This is a genomic window from Bradyrhizobium sp. DN3, assembly GCF_041357655.1.
Taxonomy (GTDB): Bacteria; Pseudomonadota; Alphaproteobacteria; order Rhizobiales; family Xanthobacteraceae; genus Bradyrhizobium.
Window position 1 is genome coordinate 1 of the sequence record NZ_JAULLN010000061.1, and the last position, 16,039, is coordinate 16,039.

13 protein-coding genes are annotated in these 16,039 nt (G+C 64.4%); 8 read left to right on the forward strand and 5 right to left on the reverse strand.

The genetic code is table 11. The features are described from left to right. Positions 1-200: 200 nt before the first annotated feature. The 3 genes from AAE027_RS38970 to AAE027_RS38980 all read right to left on the reverse strand — a co-directional run bounded on the left by AAE027_RS38970 (position 201) and on the right by AAE027_RS38980 (position 4,441). A complete protein-coding gene (locus AAE027_RS38970; protein ID WP_370991081.1) occupies positions 201-629 on the reverse strand; it encodes a GlcG/HbpS family heme-binding protein in 429 nt (142 codons plus the stop codon). Continuing rightward, the gene (locus AAE027_RS38975; RefSeq protein WP_370991080.1) at positions 622-3,597 is read right to left on the reverse strand and encodes an FAD-binding and (Fe-S)-binding domain-containing protein; all 2,976 of its coding nucleotides are present in this window, start codon (positions 3,595-3,597) and stop codon (positions 622-624) included. Before AAE027_RS38975 ends, AAE027_RS38970 begins: the two co-directional genes overlap by 8 nt. Before the next feature lie 106 nt (positions 3,598-3,703). Further along, a complete protein-coding gene (locus AAE027_RS38980) occupies positions 3,704-4,441 on the reverse strand; it encodes a GntR family transcriptional regulator (RefSeq protein WP_370991079.1) in 738 nt (245 codons plus the stop codon). Positions 4,442-4,575: 134 nt separating this feature from the next. On the opposite strand from AAE027_RS38980, the gene AAE027_RS38985 reads away from it, so the two are divergent. From AAE027_RS38985 to AAE027_RS39015, 7 genes are all read left to right on the forward strand, one after another. Then, positions 4,576-5,778 (forward strand): pyridoxal-phosphate-dependent aminotransferase family protein, encoded by a 1,203-nt coding sequence (locus AAE027_RS38985; protein WP_370991078.1) that lies wholly within the window; start codon positions 4,576-4,578, stop codon positions 5,776-5,778. A gap of 143 nt (positions 5,779-5,921) precedes the next feature. Beyond that, on the forward strand, positions 5,922-7,121 hold the full coding sequence (locus AAE027_RS38990; protein ID WP_370991077.1) for a pyridoxal-phosphate-dependent aminotransferase family protein: 1,200 nt from the start codon (positions 5,922-5,924) through the stop codon (positions 7,119-7,121). Positions 7,122-7,149: 28 nt separating this feature from the next. Continuing rightward, positions 7,150-7,944 (forward strand): enoyl-CoA hydratase/isomerase family protein, encoded by a 795-nt coding sequence (locus AAE027_RS38995; RefSeq protein WP_128945008.1) that lies wholly within the window; start codon positions 7,150-7,152, stop codon positions 7,942-7,944. A 135-nt stretch (positions 7,945-8,079) separates the two neighbouring features. Then, positions 8,080-9,075 carry a Bug family tripartite tricarboxylate transporter substrate binding protein gene (locus tag AAE027_RS39000; protein ID WP_479714268.1) on the forward strand — a complete coding sequence of 332 codons (996 nt, stop codon included), beginning with the start codon at positions 8,080-8,082 and terminating at the stop codon, positions 9,073-9,075. Positions 9,076-9,240: 165 nt separating this feature from the next. Continuing rightward, on the forward strand, positions 9,241-9,783 hold the full coding sequence (locus AAE027_RS39005; protein ID WP_370991075.1) for a tripartite tricarboxylate transporter TctB family protein: 543 nt from the start codon (positions 9,241-9,243) through the stop codon (positions 9,781-9,783). Positions 9,784-9,794: 11 nt separating this feature from the next. Continuing rightward, positions 9,795-11,312, forward strand: coding sequence for a tripartite tricarboxylate transporter permease (locus tag AAE027_RS39010; protein WP_370991074.1), 1,518 nt, complete (start codon positions 9,795-9,797; stop codon positions 11,310-11,312). A gap of 75 nt (positions 11,313-11,387) precedes the next feature. Next, positions 11,388-12,287, forward strand: a complete 900-nt coding sequence (locus AAE027_RS39015; protein WP_370991073.1) for an outer membrane protein — start codon at positions 11,388-11,390, stop codon at positions 12,285-12,287. Between the two features lie 70 nt (positions 12,288-12,357). Here the strand turns inward: AAE027_RS39015 and AAE027_RS39020 are convergent, their stop codons facing one another. Then, positions 12,358-13,551 carry a CaiB/BaiF CoA transferase family protein gene (locus AAE027_RS39020; protein ID WP_370991072.1) on the reverse strand — a complete coding sequence of 398 codons (1,194 nt, stop codon included), beginning with the start codon at positions 13,549-13,551 and terminating at the stop codon, positions 12,358-12,360. A 130-nt stretch (positions 13,552-13,681) separates the two neighbouring features. Beyond that, positions 13,682-13,984, reverse strand: a complete 303-nt coding sequence (locus tag AAE027_RS39025; RefSeq protein ID WP_370991082.1) for a hypothetical protein — start codon at positions 13,982-13,984, stop codon at positions 13,682-13,684. 203 nt (positions 13,985-14,187) lie between these two features. On the opposite strand from AAE027_RS39025, the gene AAE027_RS39030 reads away from it, so the two are divergent. Continuing rightward, positions 14,188-16,039: M10 family metallopeptidase C-terminal domain-containing protein (locus AAE027_RS39030; RefSeq protein WP_479714269.1), on the forward strand; the 1,852-nt coding region annotated here is incomplete at its 3' end.

Here is a 16,039-nt window from a genome sequence, read left to right on the forward strand (position 1 = left end):
GCGCAGGCGGGGGTGGCGGGGGTGGGTTGGGCGCAACTATTAGGCCGGGCCGCGCCGGCCGGCGCGGGGACGACGCTTCAGAGGCAGTTTGCGCAAGCGCGAGATCCTGTAGCCCGGATGGAGCGCAGCGTAATCCGGGGTTTGCGCCTGAGGCACGGAGCTCCCGGATTGCGCTGCGCTCCATCCGGGCTACAGCATCTTCACCCCGCGTTCGCCTTCAGCCCCGCCGCCTGGATGCCCGCGACCGCGCAGGCCTCGTCATTGTCGGAGGTGTCGCCGGAGACGCCGACGGCGCCGAGCAGCGTGGTGCCGTCCATGATCAGCACGCCGCCGGGGACCGGCACCAGCGCGCCGTTGGCGATGGTGTTCACGGCGTCGATGAAAAAGGCCTGCTCCTGCGCGCGCTGGAATAGAGCGCGCGAGCCCATGCCCATCGCCAGCGCGCCATAGGCCTTGCCGTGCGCGATCTCGGCGCGCATCAGGCTGGTGCCGTCCTGCGCGGCCGCGAGCTTGAGCACGCCGCGCGCGTCCAGGATGGTGACGACGAGGGGCTTCAGCTTGAGCTCGCCAGCCTTCGCGAAGGCGGCGTCGAGGATCTTGCGAGCGGTGTCGAGCGTGAGGTCAGCCATGGCTGGTTTCCTTTGCAGCTGGAGAAGCGGAATTTGTTTCGGCGCGATCGAGGCTCATCGCCAGCACGCGCGCGACGTGAAGGGCCTCGCGTTGGGTGCCGTCGTGGATCTGGTGCCGGCAGGAGGTGCCGTCGGCGACGACCAACGTCGTCTGGTCCGCGCGCCGCACGGCCGGCAGCAGCGACAGCTCGGCCATCTCGATCGAGGCATCATAGGTGTCGGCGCCATAGCCGAAGGCGCCGGCCATGCCGCAGCAGCTCGATTCGATGGTCTCGACCTCAAGGCCAGGGACGAGCCGCAGCACCTGTTCGACCGGCTTGAACGCGCCGAAGGATTTTTGATGGCAATGGCCGTGCACGAGGGCTTTGCCGGCGACGGTACCGAGCGGCAATTGCAGCCGGCCGGCCTCGGCCTCGCGCACCAGAAATTCCTCGAAGGTCAGCGCGTGGGCGCCGACCGCCTTGGCGTCGTTGTCCTTGCGCAGCGAGGCGAGCTCGTCGCGAAGCGTCAAGAGGCAGCTCGGCTCGAGACCTATGATCGGCACGCCGCGCGCGGCAAAGGGCGCGAAGGTGGCCACGAGACGATCGAGCTCGGCCTTGGCCTCGTCGACGAGGCCGGCTGACAGGAACGTGCGACCGCAGCAGAGTGGGCGGCTGCCGCTCGCAGGCTTCGGCAGATGGACGCGATACCCGCCGGCCGCGAGCACGCGCAGAGCAGCCTCGAGATTTTCGCGCTCATAGATGCGGTTGAAAGTGTCGGCGAAGAGAACGACCTCGCGGCCGCTCTCCGGTCCCACGCTTGCGGCCGGCGGCACGAACACATCGTTGCGGAAGACGGGCAGGGCACGGCGCGCGCTGATGCCGGCAATGCGCTCGAACAGCTTTCGCAACAGTGGGCTGCGGTTGCGCAAATTCGCCAGCGGCGCGAAGCGCGAGGTAAGACCGGCATAGCGCGGGAGGTAGCCGACCAGTCGGTCGCGCAACGTGAGGCCATGGGACTCTGCGCGCGCGGCCAGCACCTCGATCTTCATCTTGGCCATGTCGACGCCGGTCGGGCACTCGTGGCGACAGGCCTTGCAGGAAACGCAGAGCTTTAGCGTTTCCATCATCTCGTCGGAGGAGAGCGCATTGCGGCCGAGCTGGCCGGAGATCGCGAGCCGCAGAGTGTTGGCACGGCCTCGCGTGACATCCTTCTCGTTGCGCGTCGCGCGATAGGACGGGCACATCACGCCGCCCTCGAGCTTGCGGCAAGCACCGTTGTTGTTGCACATCTCGACCGCGCCCTGGAAGCCGCCGCCGGCGCCGGGATAAGCGGACCAGTCGAGCCTGGTCTTCAGCTCGGTGACCCGATAGTCGGGCCGGTAACGGAACAGCGAGCGGTCGTCCATCCTGGGCGCATCGACGATCTTGCCGGGATTGAGGACGCCGGCGGGATCGAAGCGCTGCTTCACTTGCTTGAAGTCGGCGACGAGGCGTTCACCGAACATGGTTTCGTGGAATTCGGAGCGCACCAGGCCATCGCCATGCTCGCCGGAGTGCGAGCCCTTGTACTCGCGCACCAGCGCAAACGCCTCTTCGGCGATGGCGCGCATCGCCTTGACGTCCTTCTCGAGCTTGAGGTTCAGCACGGGCCGCACATGCAGGCAGCCTTCGGATGCATGCGCATACATGGTGCCGCTGGTGCCGTGCTTGGCAAACACCTCGTTCAGCCGTGCGGTGTAGTCGGCGAGGTGCGGCAGCGGCACGGCGCAGTCCTCGACGAAGGAGACGGGCTTGCCCTCCTGCTTCATCGACATCATGACGTTGAGGCCGGCGGCGCGGAAATCGGCGATGCCGCTCTGGAGCGCCGGCTCAGTGATCTCGACCACGCCGCCCCATTTGCGCTTGTCGTTGGTCCAGCCGAAGCTGAGATCGCCCATGAGCTGGCCGAGCTGCTTGAGACGCGCCAGATTGTCGGTCTGGTCTTCTTCGGCGAACTCGACCACCAGCACGGCGTCTGGATCGCCCTTGATCGCGGCCGAGATGATCGGGCGAAACATCGCGATGTCGCGGCCGAGCGCGATCATTGTGCGATCGACCAGCTCGACCGCGATCGGCTTGAGCTTGACCAGATGCTGGGCCGCGTCCATCGCTTCGTAGAAGCTGCCGAAATGGCAGACGCCGAGCGCCTTGTTGCGGATGACAGGCCACAGCTTCAGCTCGACCTTGGTGGTGAAGGCGAGGGTACCTTCGGAGCCGACCAAGAGATGCGCCATGTTGTTCGGCGCATTGCGCGGCACCAGCGCATCGAGATTGTAGCCGCCGACGCGGCGCTGCACTTTTGGAAAGCGCGCGGCGATCTCGTCGGCCTCGCGCGTGCCGAGATCGAGCATGTCGCGGAACAGGGCGCGGGTGCTGTCGCCGGCCTCAACATCGGAGAGATCGCGCGAGACCTCGCCGAAGCGGCTCAGCGTGCCGTCGGCGAGCGATGCCTCCATCGACAGCGTGTTGTCGCGCATGGTGCCGTAGCGCAAGCTACGGCCGCCGCAGGAATTGTTGCCGGCCATGCCGCCGATGGTGGCGCGCGAGGCCGTGGAAACGTCGACCGGAAACCACAGGCCGTGCTTCCTGAGCTGGCGGTTGAGGTCGTCGAGCACGATGCCAGGCTCGACCACGCAGGTCCGGCCCTCGACGTCGAGCGACAGGATCCGGTTCAGATGCTTGGAGAGATCGACCACGAGTCCGTCATTAACGGTCTGGCCGCATTGCGAGGTGCCGCCGCCGCGCGCGGTGACCTTCAGCCCCTCGTCGCGGGCGATCGCGAGCGACAGCAAGGCCTCGTCCATGGTCTTGGGCACGACTACGCCGGCCGGCATGATCTGATAGAACGAGGCGTCGGTGGCGTAGCGACCGCGGCTAAAACCGTCGAACAGGACGTCGCCGGTCATTTCCGCGCGCAGGCGCCGTTCGAGCGAGGAGGCGTTTGTCATCCCTGATCCCGGACCGATCCAGCGAGGTGATCCAGCCTTACTGAGTTATTCACTATGTTTCGCGTTCGATTATATTGTGAATTCAAAATGAGCAAGTCGGCCGCCCTCAGGACGAGGCTGGCGCATCCTCTTGAGGCTCGGTCAGGTGCTCGATCGCGGCCGCCCGCTTGTTGCGCAGGTGCTGGAACAGGATGTCGCTGAGCTCGCTTGCGGCCCGGCGGCGCAGCGCATCGAGAATGGCCTCGTGCTCGCGCATCGCCTCCGCCCAGCGCTGCCGCTTGCGGGCGAAATTGGCGGAGTAGCGGACGCGCCGGATCCGGCCGGCGAAGTTGGCGTAAGCCGTCTTCAGCGCCTCGTTGCGCGCGGCCGCGACGATGCTTTCATGGATGCGCTGGTTGGCCTGGAAATAGCCGTGCATGTCGCGATGCAGGTAGTGGCCGTACATCTCGTAATGCAGCTGCTCGATCGCGGTGATTTCCGCGTCGGTAATGGCTTCGCAGGCGAGGCGACCGGCGAGGCTCTCCAGCCCCGCCATCACGTCGAACAGCTCCTCGAGGTCGCGCTGGCTGAGCTGGCGCACCCGCGCGCCGCGGTTGGGCAGAAGTTCGATCAGCCCCTCGGCAGCGAGCACCTTCAAGGCTTCGCGCAGGGGCGTTCGCGAAATGCCGAGCATTTCGCAGAGCTGCCGTTCGGGAACGCGCCCGCCTTCCGGAATGTTGCCCTCGACCACATAGTCGCGCAGCCGCAGCAGGATCTCGCCATGAAGCGAGGCCTCCTGGCGGTCGCCGCCATTTGCGGCGGGCGGGGCAATCGGAACCCCGGTGTCGGGAATCGTGGATTTCATTTGCAGCACAGTAATTTGCCCATTCGGCCGCGTCGACGTCCACAATCGAATACCAAAATTCGATTGAAATGACAAAAAATGAATGCAAAATAGCCGACAGGGCCGGCCAGAATCCCACCGAGAGGGAGGTTTTCATGCATCAGGGACGCCATTTCCTCCAGATTCCGGGCCCGAGCCCAGTCCCCGAGCGCGTCCTGCGCGCCATGGACATGCCCGTCATCGACCATCGCAGCGCGGAATTCGGCGAGCTCGGCCGGACCGTGCTGGAAGGCAGCCAGAAGATTTTCCAGACCAAAGCTCCCGTCGTGATCTTCCCCTCGTCGGGCACCGGCGCCTGGGAGGCCGCGATCGTCAACACGCTGTCGCCGGGCGACAAGGTGCTGATGGTCGAGACCGGCCATTTCGCCACGCTGTGGCGGCAGATGGCCGGGCGCTTCGGCATCGAGGTCGATTTCGTTCCGGGCGACTGGCGCCGCGGCGCCGATCCGGCCGTGATCGAGGCCAGGCTCACCGATGACACCGCGCACGCGATCAAGGCCGTCATGGTCGTGCACAACGAGACCTCGACCGGTGCGACCAGCCGCATCGCGGAGATCCGCGCCGCGATCGATCGCGCCTCGCATCCGGCCCTCTTGATGGTCGACACCATCTCTTCGCTGGGTTCTGTCGACTACCGCCACGATGAATGGAAGGTCGACGTCAGCGTCAGCTGCTCGCAGAAAGGGTTCATGCTGCCGCCCGGTCTCGGCTTCAACGCGATCTCGGACAAGGCCCGCGCCGCATCGAAGACCAACAGGATGCCGCGGTCCTATTTCGACTGGGAGGAAATGCTCAAGCCGAACGCAAAGGGCTTCTTCCCCTACACGCCGGCGACCAATCTGCTCTACGGCCTGCGCGAGGCGATCGCGATGCTGCTGGAAGAGGGCCTCGACAACGTGTTCGCTCGCCACCAGCGGCTCGCGGCCGCGACGCGCGCCGCCGTCAAGCATTGGGGCCTCGAGATCCTCTGCCAGGAGCCGGCCGAGTGCTCGCCGGTGCTCACGGCGGTGCTGATGCCGCCGGGGCATGATGCCGACCAGTTCCGGAAAGTGGTGCTCGACAATTACAACATGTCGCTCGGCTCGGGCCTGTCGAAGGTCGCCGGAAAGGTCTTCCGCATCGGCCATCTCGGCGAATGCAACGCGCTGACGCTGCTCGGCGCGCTCACCGGCGTCGAGATGGGCCTGTCGGTCGCCGGCGTGCCGCATCGGGCCGGCGGCGTCGATGTCGCGATGAAGCTGTTGGAGCAGCGCCTGCCGGGCAATGCATCGCCGCATCTGAAGGTGGTCGGCACGTGAGGGTGGGCGCGGTGGAAGGGGATGGCAGCCGAGGGCGGACCGGTCCGTTATGCACGGACGGGCCCTCTTGGAGGAGGGGACAAGCCGGTCAAATGGTGCTATTCGGCGCCCACCAAACCAAGGCTAGACCGGGAAGGACGCCGATGACCGTGCATACTGGAAGGCATTTCTTACAGATTCCAGGACCGACCAATGTGCCCGACCGGGTGCTGCGGGCGATGGACATGCCGACGCTGGACCATCGCGGTCCGGAGTTCGCCGAGCTCGGTTTTGCCGTCCTCGCCTCGATGCAGCGGGTATTCCGCACTAAGCAGCCCGTGATCATCTTCCCCTCGTCCGGCACCGGCGCCTGGGAAGCGGCGATGGTCAACGTGTTCGCACGCGGCGACAAGGTCCTGATGTGTGAGACCGGCCAGTTCGCCGTGCTGTGGCGCGGCATCGCCGACAAGTTCAAGCTCGACGTCGACTTCATCCCGAGCGACTGGCGCCATGGCGCCGACCTCGCCGAGATCGAGGCGCGCCTTGCCGCCGACAAGCAGCACGCGATCAAGGCGGTCTGCGTCGTTCACAACGAGACCTCGACCGGCTGCGTGACGCCGCCGCTGGAGGTGCGCAAGATCCTCGACCGCGTCAAGCATCCGGCGCTGCTGATGGTCGACACCATCTCCGGCCTCGGCTCGATGGAATACGAGCACGATGCCTGGGGCATCGACGTCTCGGTCGCAGGATCCCAGAAGGGCCTGATGCTGCCGCCGGGGCTCGGCTTCAACGCCGTCTCGGAGAAGGCGCTCGCGGTGGCGAAGGCCAATCCCGGCATGCGCTCCTACTGGGACTGGCAGGAGGTCATCAGCTTCAACAAGCTCGGCACCTTCCCCTATACGCCTGCGACGAACCTGCTCTACGGCCTGCGCGAAGCGGTCAAGATGCTGGAAGAGGAGGGGCTGGAGAACGTCTGGTCCCGCCACAAGCGCCACAGCGCGGCGACGCGTGCCGCGGTGAAGGTCTGGGGCCTGGAGACGCAGTGCGCCGATCCTGCCGCGCATTCGCCGGCGCTGACCGGCGTGCGCGTGCCTGATGGACACGACGCCGACGCCTTCCGCAAGGTGGTGCTGGACAACTTCGACATGTCGCTCGGCACCGGCCTGAACAAGGTCAAGGGCAAGGTGTTCCGCATCGGCCATATCGGCCATTTCAACGATCTGATGCTGATGGGCACGCTTGCCGGCGTCGAGATGGGCCTCGATCTTGCAAAGATTCCGCACCGGAGCGGCGGCGTGTTGGCGGCCATGGACGTCCTGAAGGGACGCGACATGGTGCCGATGGCGAAGGCCCAGGTGGCTTGAACTAACTCCAAGAAGAAGTGAGCGCGCGATGAACGCACCGACTGCCAACGAAGACCTGCTCTACTCCGTCCAGGACGGCATCGCGCGGATCACCTTCAACCGCCCGCAGGCGCGCAACGCAATGACCTTTGCCATGTATGACCGCATGGCGGAGATCTGCCAGGAGATCAACGCCGATCGCTCGATCAAGGCACTGATCCTGACCGGCGCGGGCGACAAGGCGTTCGCCTCCGGCACCGACATCTCGCAGTTCCGCGCCTTCAAGTCCGCGCAGGACGCGCTCGATTACGAGGCCCGCATCGACCGCGTGCTCGGCACGCTCGAGCAGTGCCGCGTGCCCGTGATCGCGGCCATCGCAGGCGCCTGCACCGGCGGGGGCGCCGGCATCGCGGCCTGCTGCGACCTCCGCATCGGCACCGAGACGACGCGGATGGGCTTTCCGATCGCGCGCACGCTCGGCAACTGCCTGTCGATGTCGAACATCAGCCGCGTCGTCGCGCTGGTTGGTCCCGCCCGCACCAAGGATTTGATCTTCAGAGCGCGCCTGGTCGAGGCGCCGGAAGCCCTCGCGCTCGGCCTGCTCAACGAGGTCGTGCCCGACGTCGAGACCTTGCAGCGCCGCGCCGACGAGACCGCAAAGCTCGTCGCCAGCCACGCCCCGCTGACGCTGGAAGCGACCAAGGAAGCGGTGCGCCGTATCCGCCGCACGCTGTCGCGCGAAGAGGGCGAGGACCTGATCCTGAAGGCCTACATGAGCGAGGATTTCCGCGAGGGCATGGATGCCTTCCTCAACAAGCGCACGCCGAACTGGAAGGGCAGGTAAAGTCTCATGAGCTTTCGGCTTCGTCAGTCGAAAGTCATATGCGCTGAATTGCCCGTCTGCTTGAACTCGTCAGTATTAGTCCGCACAATGCAGGGATAGAATTTTCCGCACTACAACTCAAAAAAACATCAGGGGATGAAACTCGTGCGAATTCCAGTAAAAGCCGTCGGCGCTGCGACGGCGCTGTTGTTGAGCACGCCGGCCTTCGCCGGCTGGGAACCGGCAAAGCCCGTCGAGATCGTGGTGGCGGCGGGCGCGGGTGGCGCCTCCGACCAGATGGCGCGGATGATGCAGGCCGCGATCCAGAAGAACAATCTGATGAAGCAGCCGATGGTCGTCTCGCTCAAGGGCGGCGCCTCGGGCGCGGAAGCGCTGATGTACATGAAGTCCAGCGAAGGCGATCCGAACAAGGTGCTGATCGCCTATTCGCTGATCTACATGCTGCCACTGTCGGCGAAGATCCCGTTCAACTGGCGCGAGCTGACCCCGGTCTCGGTGATCGCGCTCGACCAGTTCGTGCTGTGGGACAACAGCGCAGGTCCCAAGACGGTGAAGGAGTTTGTCGCGGCGGCGAAGGCGGCGAGCTCGCCGTTCAAGATGGGTGGCACCGGCTCCAAACGAGAGGATCACGTGCTGACCGTTTTCCTGGAGCAGAAGACCGGCGCGAAATTCTCCTATCTGCCCTACAAGTCCGGCGGCGAGGCCGCGACCCAGCTGGTCGGCCACCACACCGAAGCCAACGTCAACAATCCATCGGAAAATCTCGAAGTCTGGCGCGCGGGCCAGGTGCGTCCGCTCTGCGTGTTCGACAAGGAGCGCATCGCCTACACCAGCAAGGTGACGGAGACGCAGTCCTGGGCCGACATCCCGACCTGCAAGGAGGAGGGCGTCGACGTCCAGTACCTGATGCTGCGCGCGATGTTCCTGCCCGGCAAAGTCACGCCGGAGCAGCAGGCGTTCTACGTCGATCTCTTCCAGAAGGTGACGCAAACCGCCGAGTACAAGGACTACATGGAGAAGCAGGCGTTGAAGCCGATCTTCCTCACCGGCAAGGACATGGTGCAGTTCCTCGAGGAGGACGACGCCATCAACAAGTCGCTGATGACGGAAGCCGGCTTCGTTGCGAAGTAAGCTCTCTTCTTCTCCCTCTCCCCGTTCTTACGGGGAGAGGGTCGGGGTGAGGGGCTCTTTCCGCGATTCCGACTCTCACCGTCCCTGCGGAGACTCCCCTCACCCCGACCCTCTCCCCGCAAGCGGGGAGAGGGGGAATTGAACGCACTCCGTCCCTGACAGGTAATGTCCCAAACCGATCTTGAAATTGTCGTCGACGATCCGACCGCGCCCGAGGACGACTCTCCCTCCGTCGTTTCCTCCGGCACGATCGAGATCGTCGTCTGCCTCCTGCTGCTGGCCCTTGCCGTCACGTTCGGCTACGACAATTGGCGCACAGGTGCGTCCTGGGATGCGACCGGGCCCGAGCCCGGCTATTTCCCGTTCTATCTCTGCGTCATCCTCGGCGGCGGCAGCCTCTACGGCCTGATCGTGGCGCTCCTCGCGCACCGCGCGGCGCGCGAGACCTTCGTCACGCGGGCGCAAGCGCGCCGCGTGATGGCGGTGTTCGTGCCGACGCTGCTGTTCTGCCTGGTGACCCAGTTCCTCGGCCTCTATGTCGCGAGCTTCCTCCTGATCTCGGGCTTCATGCGCCTCGTCGGCAAGATCGCGCTGTGGAAGTCGCTGCTCACCGCCTTCGTGTTCACGGCGATCATGTTCGTCACCTTCGATATCGCCTTCGACGTCATCATGCCGAAAGGGCCGCTCGAAGCGGCCCTCGGCCGCTAGGACGGATCGCGATGGAAGCGTTTGGTCTCCTGCTTCACGGCTTCGCGGTCCTGCTGACGTGGAAGACGCTCGTGCTGATGATGGTCGGCCTGGTGCTCGGCATCTTCGTCGGCGTGCTGCCCGGTCTCGGCGGCCCCAACGGCGTTGCGATCCTGTTGCCGCTCACCTTCACGATGGACCCGACCTCGGCGATCGTGATGCTGTCCTGCATCTATTGGGGCGCGCTGTTCGGCGGCGCAATCACCTCGATCCTGTTCAACATTCCCGGCGAGGCCTGGTCGGTCGCGACCACGTTCGACGGTTATCCGATGGCGCAGCAGGGCAGGGCGGCGGAGGCGTTGACCGCGGCGTTCACGTCCTCCTTCATCGGCTCGCTGGTCGCGGTGATGCTGATTACCTTCCTCGCGCCGATGATCTCGTCCTTTGCCCTGAAATTCGGCCCGCCCGAGTTTTTCGCGGTGTATCTATTGACCTTCTGCTCCTTCGTCGGCCTCGGCCGCGAAGCCAAGCACAAGACCGTCATCTCGATGTCGCTGGGTCTTCTGCTCGCCGGCGTCGGCATGGACACGGTGTCAGGCCAGTTGCGCATGACCTTCGGCTCGGCCGAGCTTTTGCGCGGCATCAACTTCCTGGTCGCGGTGATCGGCCTGTTCGGCATCAGCGAGATATTGCTGACGATGGAGGAGCGGCTGGCGCTGCGCGGACATGCGGCGAGCATCTCGCTGCGCGTCGTGCTCAGCGTCTGGAAGGACCTGCCGAAATATTGGGTGACGCTGCTGCGCTCGTCCTTCATCGGCTGCTGGCTCGGCATCACCCCGGGCGGCGCGATCGCGGCGTCCTTCATGGGCTACAATCTGGCCAAGCGCTTCGCCAAGGAGCCCGAGAGCTTCGGCAAGGGCCGCATCGAGGGCGTGTTCGCGCCCGAGACGGCGGCGCATGCCTCCGGCACCTCGGCGCTGCTGCCGATGCTGGCGCTCGGCATTCCCGGCTCGGGCACCGCGGCGATCCTGCTCGGCGGCCTGATGGTATGGGGGCTCAATCCGGGGCCGCTGCTGTTCGTCGAGCATAAGGATTTCGTCTGGGGCCTGATCGCCTCGATGTATCTCGGCAACGTCGTCGGCCTCGCGCTGGTGCTGACGACGGTGCCGATCTTCGCCTCGATCCTGCGCGTGCCGTTTGCGGCAGTGGCGCCGATGATCGTGGTGTCCTGCGCGATCGGTGCCTATGCGATCCAGAACGCGATGTTCGACATCTGGCTGATGCTCGGCTTCGGAATCGTCGGCTACATCTTCAAGAAGATCGGCATTCCCCTGGCGCCGTTCACGCTCGCGCTGGTGCTCGGCAACCGCGCCGAGGATGCCTTCCGCCTGTCCATGATCGGCTCCGGCGGGACCTTGAAGGTGTTCTGGTCGAACGGGTTGGTCGGCTCGATCACGACGCTGGCGATCGTGCTGCTGTTTTGGCCCTTGATCGATGGTTTGCTCGGCCGTGTCGGTTGGAGGCAGCAGGGCAGAGCGGCGACACCATGAGAAATGAATTAGATCAGTGCCTTAGCTCTATTATGTCGCGATAGTCCTATCCGGGCGCCTAGTCATTGTTTCCAAATGTTGCCGTTGCGCGACAGCCTAGGCCGGGCCCTGGCGCGTATGTTCCTCGTGGAACTTTTTATTTTTCACGAGGGATTTGCAATGAAGCGGGTAGTGATGGGAATTGTGGCAGCGTCGCTGGTCGCGAGCAACGCACTGGCCGCTGATCTGGCGTCGAAGCCGTACGTGAAGGCCCCCGCCATGGTCGATCCGATCTGGAGCTGGACCGGCTTCTACGCCGGCGCCAATGGGGGCTATAGCTGGGGCCGATCGAATGCCTCGGTCCTGCCGACCTCACCGCTTGGGGTGAACATCCGACAGAACGTTGATGGAGGACTTGGCGGCGTTCAGGTCGGCTACAACTGGCAGGTCGATCCAAAATGGGTTTTGGGTGTTGAGGCCGATATTCAGGGCACCGGCGAGCGTGGACGTTCGATCGATCCGCTTCTGGCGGTCAGGATCGGTTCGATTGGACTTTCCGGCTCGACCAGCAGCAGCACAGATTTCCCGTGGTTTGCGACCTTCCGCGGTCGGGCCGGGCTTTTGGCTGATCCGAGCCTGCTGCTCTATGCGACGGGTGGTTTGGCTGTTGGTGAAGTCAAGTTCGGCACTCAGGCGACGCTGACCGCACAGCTATTCGATGGAAACAGCAACACGCCCATCGGTGGGCCTTTTACGGTCGTCGGTCCGGCGGTTTCAGAGAGCAAGACTCGCTGGGGTTGGACCGCAGGGGCAGGTGTCGAGAAGAAGTTTAACCGCAACTGGTCAGCCAAGCTCGAATATCTCTACATAGACTTGGGATCGGCCACCTATTTCAGCGGGACCGCCAATTCGACCAGCGTCTCGTTCCACGATCATGTGGTGCGAGCTGGATTTAACTACGCTTTCAACCCGACCCCGGTGGTCGCGAAGTACTGAATCAGAAGGCGGCAACGAGAAGCAAAGCCCGGCCTCGCGCCGGGCTTTGTCGTTGGACTGGTTGAGACGTTCACACCACCTTGGCGTCCTTGAGCTTGGCAATCTCGTCGGCGCCGAAGCCGAACTCCTTCAGCACCTCGTCGGTCTGCTCGCCGAATTCCGGCGGCCGTGCCACCATCTTGCTCGGCGTGCGCGACAGCGTCACGGGCTGGCCGACCAGGCGGATGTGGCGGTCCTGATCGTTCGGCACGTCCTGCGCGATGCCGAGATGCTTGACCTGCGCGTCCTCGAACATCTGGTCGATGGCATAGATCGGCCCGCAGGGCACGCCGGCCTCGTTGAGCTCACGGACCCAGGTCTCGGTCGACTTCGTCACGGTGCGCTTCTCGATCTCGGCGTTGAGCGCGTCGCGGTTCTTGGAGCGGGCAGGGGCCGTCGCGTAGTCGGGATGGCCAAACAGCTCGGGCGCGCCGATCGCCTGGGCGCAGCGCTCCCAGATCCGCCCGCCCGTGGTGGCGATGTTGATGTAGCCGTCCGAGGTCTTGAACACGCCGGTCGGGATGCTGGTCGGGTGGTTGTTGCCGGCCTGCTTGGCCACCTCCTTCTCCATCAGCCAGCGCGCGGCCTGGAAGTCGAGCATGAAGATCTGGGCCTGGAGCAGCGAGGTCTGTACCCACTGGCCCTTGCCGGAGACCTCGCGCTCGAGCAGCGCGGTGAGAATGCCCATGGCGCAGAACAGGCCCGCCGTGAGGTCGGCGACGGGAATGCCGACCCGCATCGGTCCTTCGCCCGGCGCACCGGTGATCGACATCAGCCCGCCCATGCCCTGCGCGATCTGATCGAAGCCCGGGCGCTTATGATAGGGGCCGTCCTGGCCGAAGCCGGAGATGCTGCCATAGACGATGCGCGGGTTGATCGCGGCGAGGCTTTCATAGTCGATGCCGAGCTTTTTCTTCACGTCGGGGCGGAAATTCTCGACCACGACGTCGGCCCTGGCGGCAAGGCGCTTGAACACGGCGAGCCCGCGCTCGTCTTTCAGGTTGAGCGTCATCGCCCGCTTGTTGCGGTGCAAATTCTGGAAGTCGGAACCACGCCTGGGTCCGCCCGGCTGCTCGCCACCGGCATCCTCCGTCAGCGCGTCGATCTTGATGACATTGGCCCCCCAATCCGCGAGCTGCCGCACGCAGGTCGGCCCGGAGCGGACCCGGGTCAGATCGAACACGGTGAAGCGCGACAGGGCTTCCGAGGCATGCGGAAAGGGCATCGTGAAAGGCTCCGGGACAGATTGCGGGCCCACCATAGTGCCGAAAGGCCCCGCGACAAGTCTGGGCCGGCGCGGATGCCGCCTGTCGAAATGCAATGGCTGGCGCGGTTTGCCGCGCTGCGTGAAGGAATCAGCGCGACAGGCGCTTCAGTTCCGTGCGCGCCTTCTCGGCCAGCGGATCATCGCCGTGGCGCGCAATGAAGAGTTCGAACGCCTCCCGCGTTCCCTTCTGGCGGGCCGCTTCGTATTCCTCGGCTACGGCAACGGCAGGATCGCGGGCCATTGGCATGGTGGGCGCGCGTCCCGCCTTGCCGCTGTCATCCGCATTGGCCTTCTCCACCATGACGGGCAGTCCTTCGAAGGGCGTTTGATCGAATCCAGCGAGCGCCGCAAGGGCGCCAAACAGGCCGGCCGCGAGTGAACGTCGTTTCATGAAACCCTGCAAATCACGGGCGCCGCGGGAACCGAAGTTCCTTGCTCGCGCCCCGTATGAGTACTGGATCTCATAGCTAAACAGCGCATTATGGCATAGGTCGAAGCGATCTCGCCCCTTTTAAACCAAACGCTTAACCCTCTAGCTAGAATAATCTGTTAACGCCTCGAATTGGATGGGGCCAGCTGCTTCGGAGATTCGCTTTGGCAACCGCAGTTACGGTCACCAAGACCAACAACGCCGATATCGACGGTATGCTGTCAGGCTACAAATGGTCTGGCGTGATCACCTACAGTTTCCCGGATTCGTCCAGCGACTACGCCAATCCGTACACGGGCGGCAGCAGCGAGCCGACCACGTCGGGCTTCGCCTCGGCGCCGACCCAGATGCAGGTGGCGATCAACTACGCCATCGGATTGATCAACGGCTATACCAACGCCAACATCCAATACGCAGGCACGAACGGCGCCGACATCATGATCGCGCAGTCGCCGTCGGCCAACCCGACCTCCTACGCCTACTATCCCGGCAACTATGCCTCCGGCGGCGACGTCTGGTTCGGGACTCAATACAATTACTCGCTGGCCAAGCTCGGCAATTATTACTTCGTGACCGCGCTGCACGAGCTCGGCCATGCCGTCGGCCTCAAGCACAGCCAGGAGACCGGTGGTCCGGCCAACGTCGCAGTGCCGACCGCGCACGACGACAGCGAATATACCGTCATGAGCTATCGCAGCTATGTCGGCGCTTCGACCACGGGCGGATACACCAACGAGGCGTACGGATTTTCGCAGACCTATATGGCCAACGATATCCTCGCGCTGCAGACGATGTACGGTGCGAACTTCACGACCCAGAGCGGCAGCACGGTCTACACCTGGAATCCGACCACGGGGCAGGAGTTCATCAACGGCGTCGGGCAGCCCGCGCCCGGCGGCGGCGCCGGCGGCTCGGCCAATCGAATCTACGAGACGGTCTGGGACGGCGGCGGCGTCGATACTTACGACCTGTCGAACTACACGACGAACCTGAGCATCAACCTCAACCCCGGCGCGTCGTCGGTCTTCTCCTCCGTTCAACTGGCCTATCTCGGCGACGGCCATTACGCATCGGGCAACGTCTACAACGCCTATCTCTATAACGGCGACGCGCGTTCCTACATCGACAACGCCATCGGCGGCTCCGGCAACGACACGCTGGTGGGCAACGCCATCGCCAACGCGCTGAGCGGCGCGGGCGGCAACGACACGATCACCGGCGGTGCGGGCAACGACGCCATCAATGGCGGCTCGGGCACGGACACTGCAGTGTATTCGGGCAGCCCGGCCAGCTACACGGTTTCGTACAACGCGACGACACAGACCTTCACCGTGGCCGACCAGCGCAGCGGCTCACCTGACGGCACCGATACCGTCACCGGTGTCGAATATTTCCAGTTTGCGGGCGTCACCATCGCTGCCTCCAACCTCGTGCCGACCACGATCGAGACGTTCGGATCGACCAGTGTGGTGCAGTCTGGCGGCAACTACTATCTGAACAACATCTCGACCGGCACCGGGCCTACGCTGAAATACCAAGGCAATGTCGTGAACACGGCCAATTACACCACGTGGTCCGTCATTGCGGCCGAGCAGGTGTCCGGTGGTGGCTATGACGTGGTCTGGAAGGACTCGTCGGACGGGCATTACTCGGTCTGGAGCACGGACAGCAGCGGCAATTTCGTGAAGACGCTTGCCGCGGCTCCGGAAGTACTGGGGACCGATCCGACCCTGAGAGCGCTGGAGTCGACGCTGCAGCAGGATCTCAACGGCGATGGCGTGATCGAGACCAACGTCACGATCGAGGCGTTCGGATCGACCAGTGTGGTGCTGTCTGGCGGCAACTACCATCTGAACAACATCTCGACCGGCACCGGGCCTACGCTGAGATATGCAGGCACTGCGGTGAACACGGCCAATTACAGCACATGGTCTGTGATTGCCGCCGAGCAGGTGTCGGGCGGTGGCTACGACGTGGTCTGGAAGGATTCGTCGGACGGGCATTACTCGGTCTGGA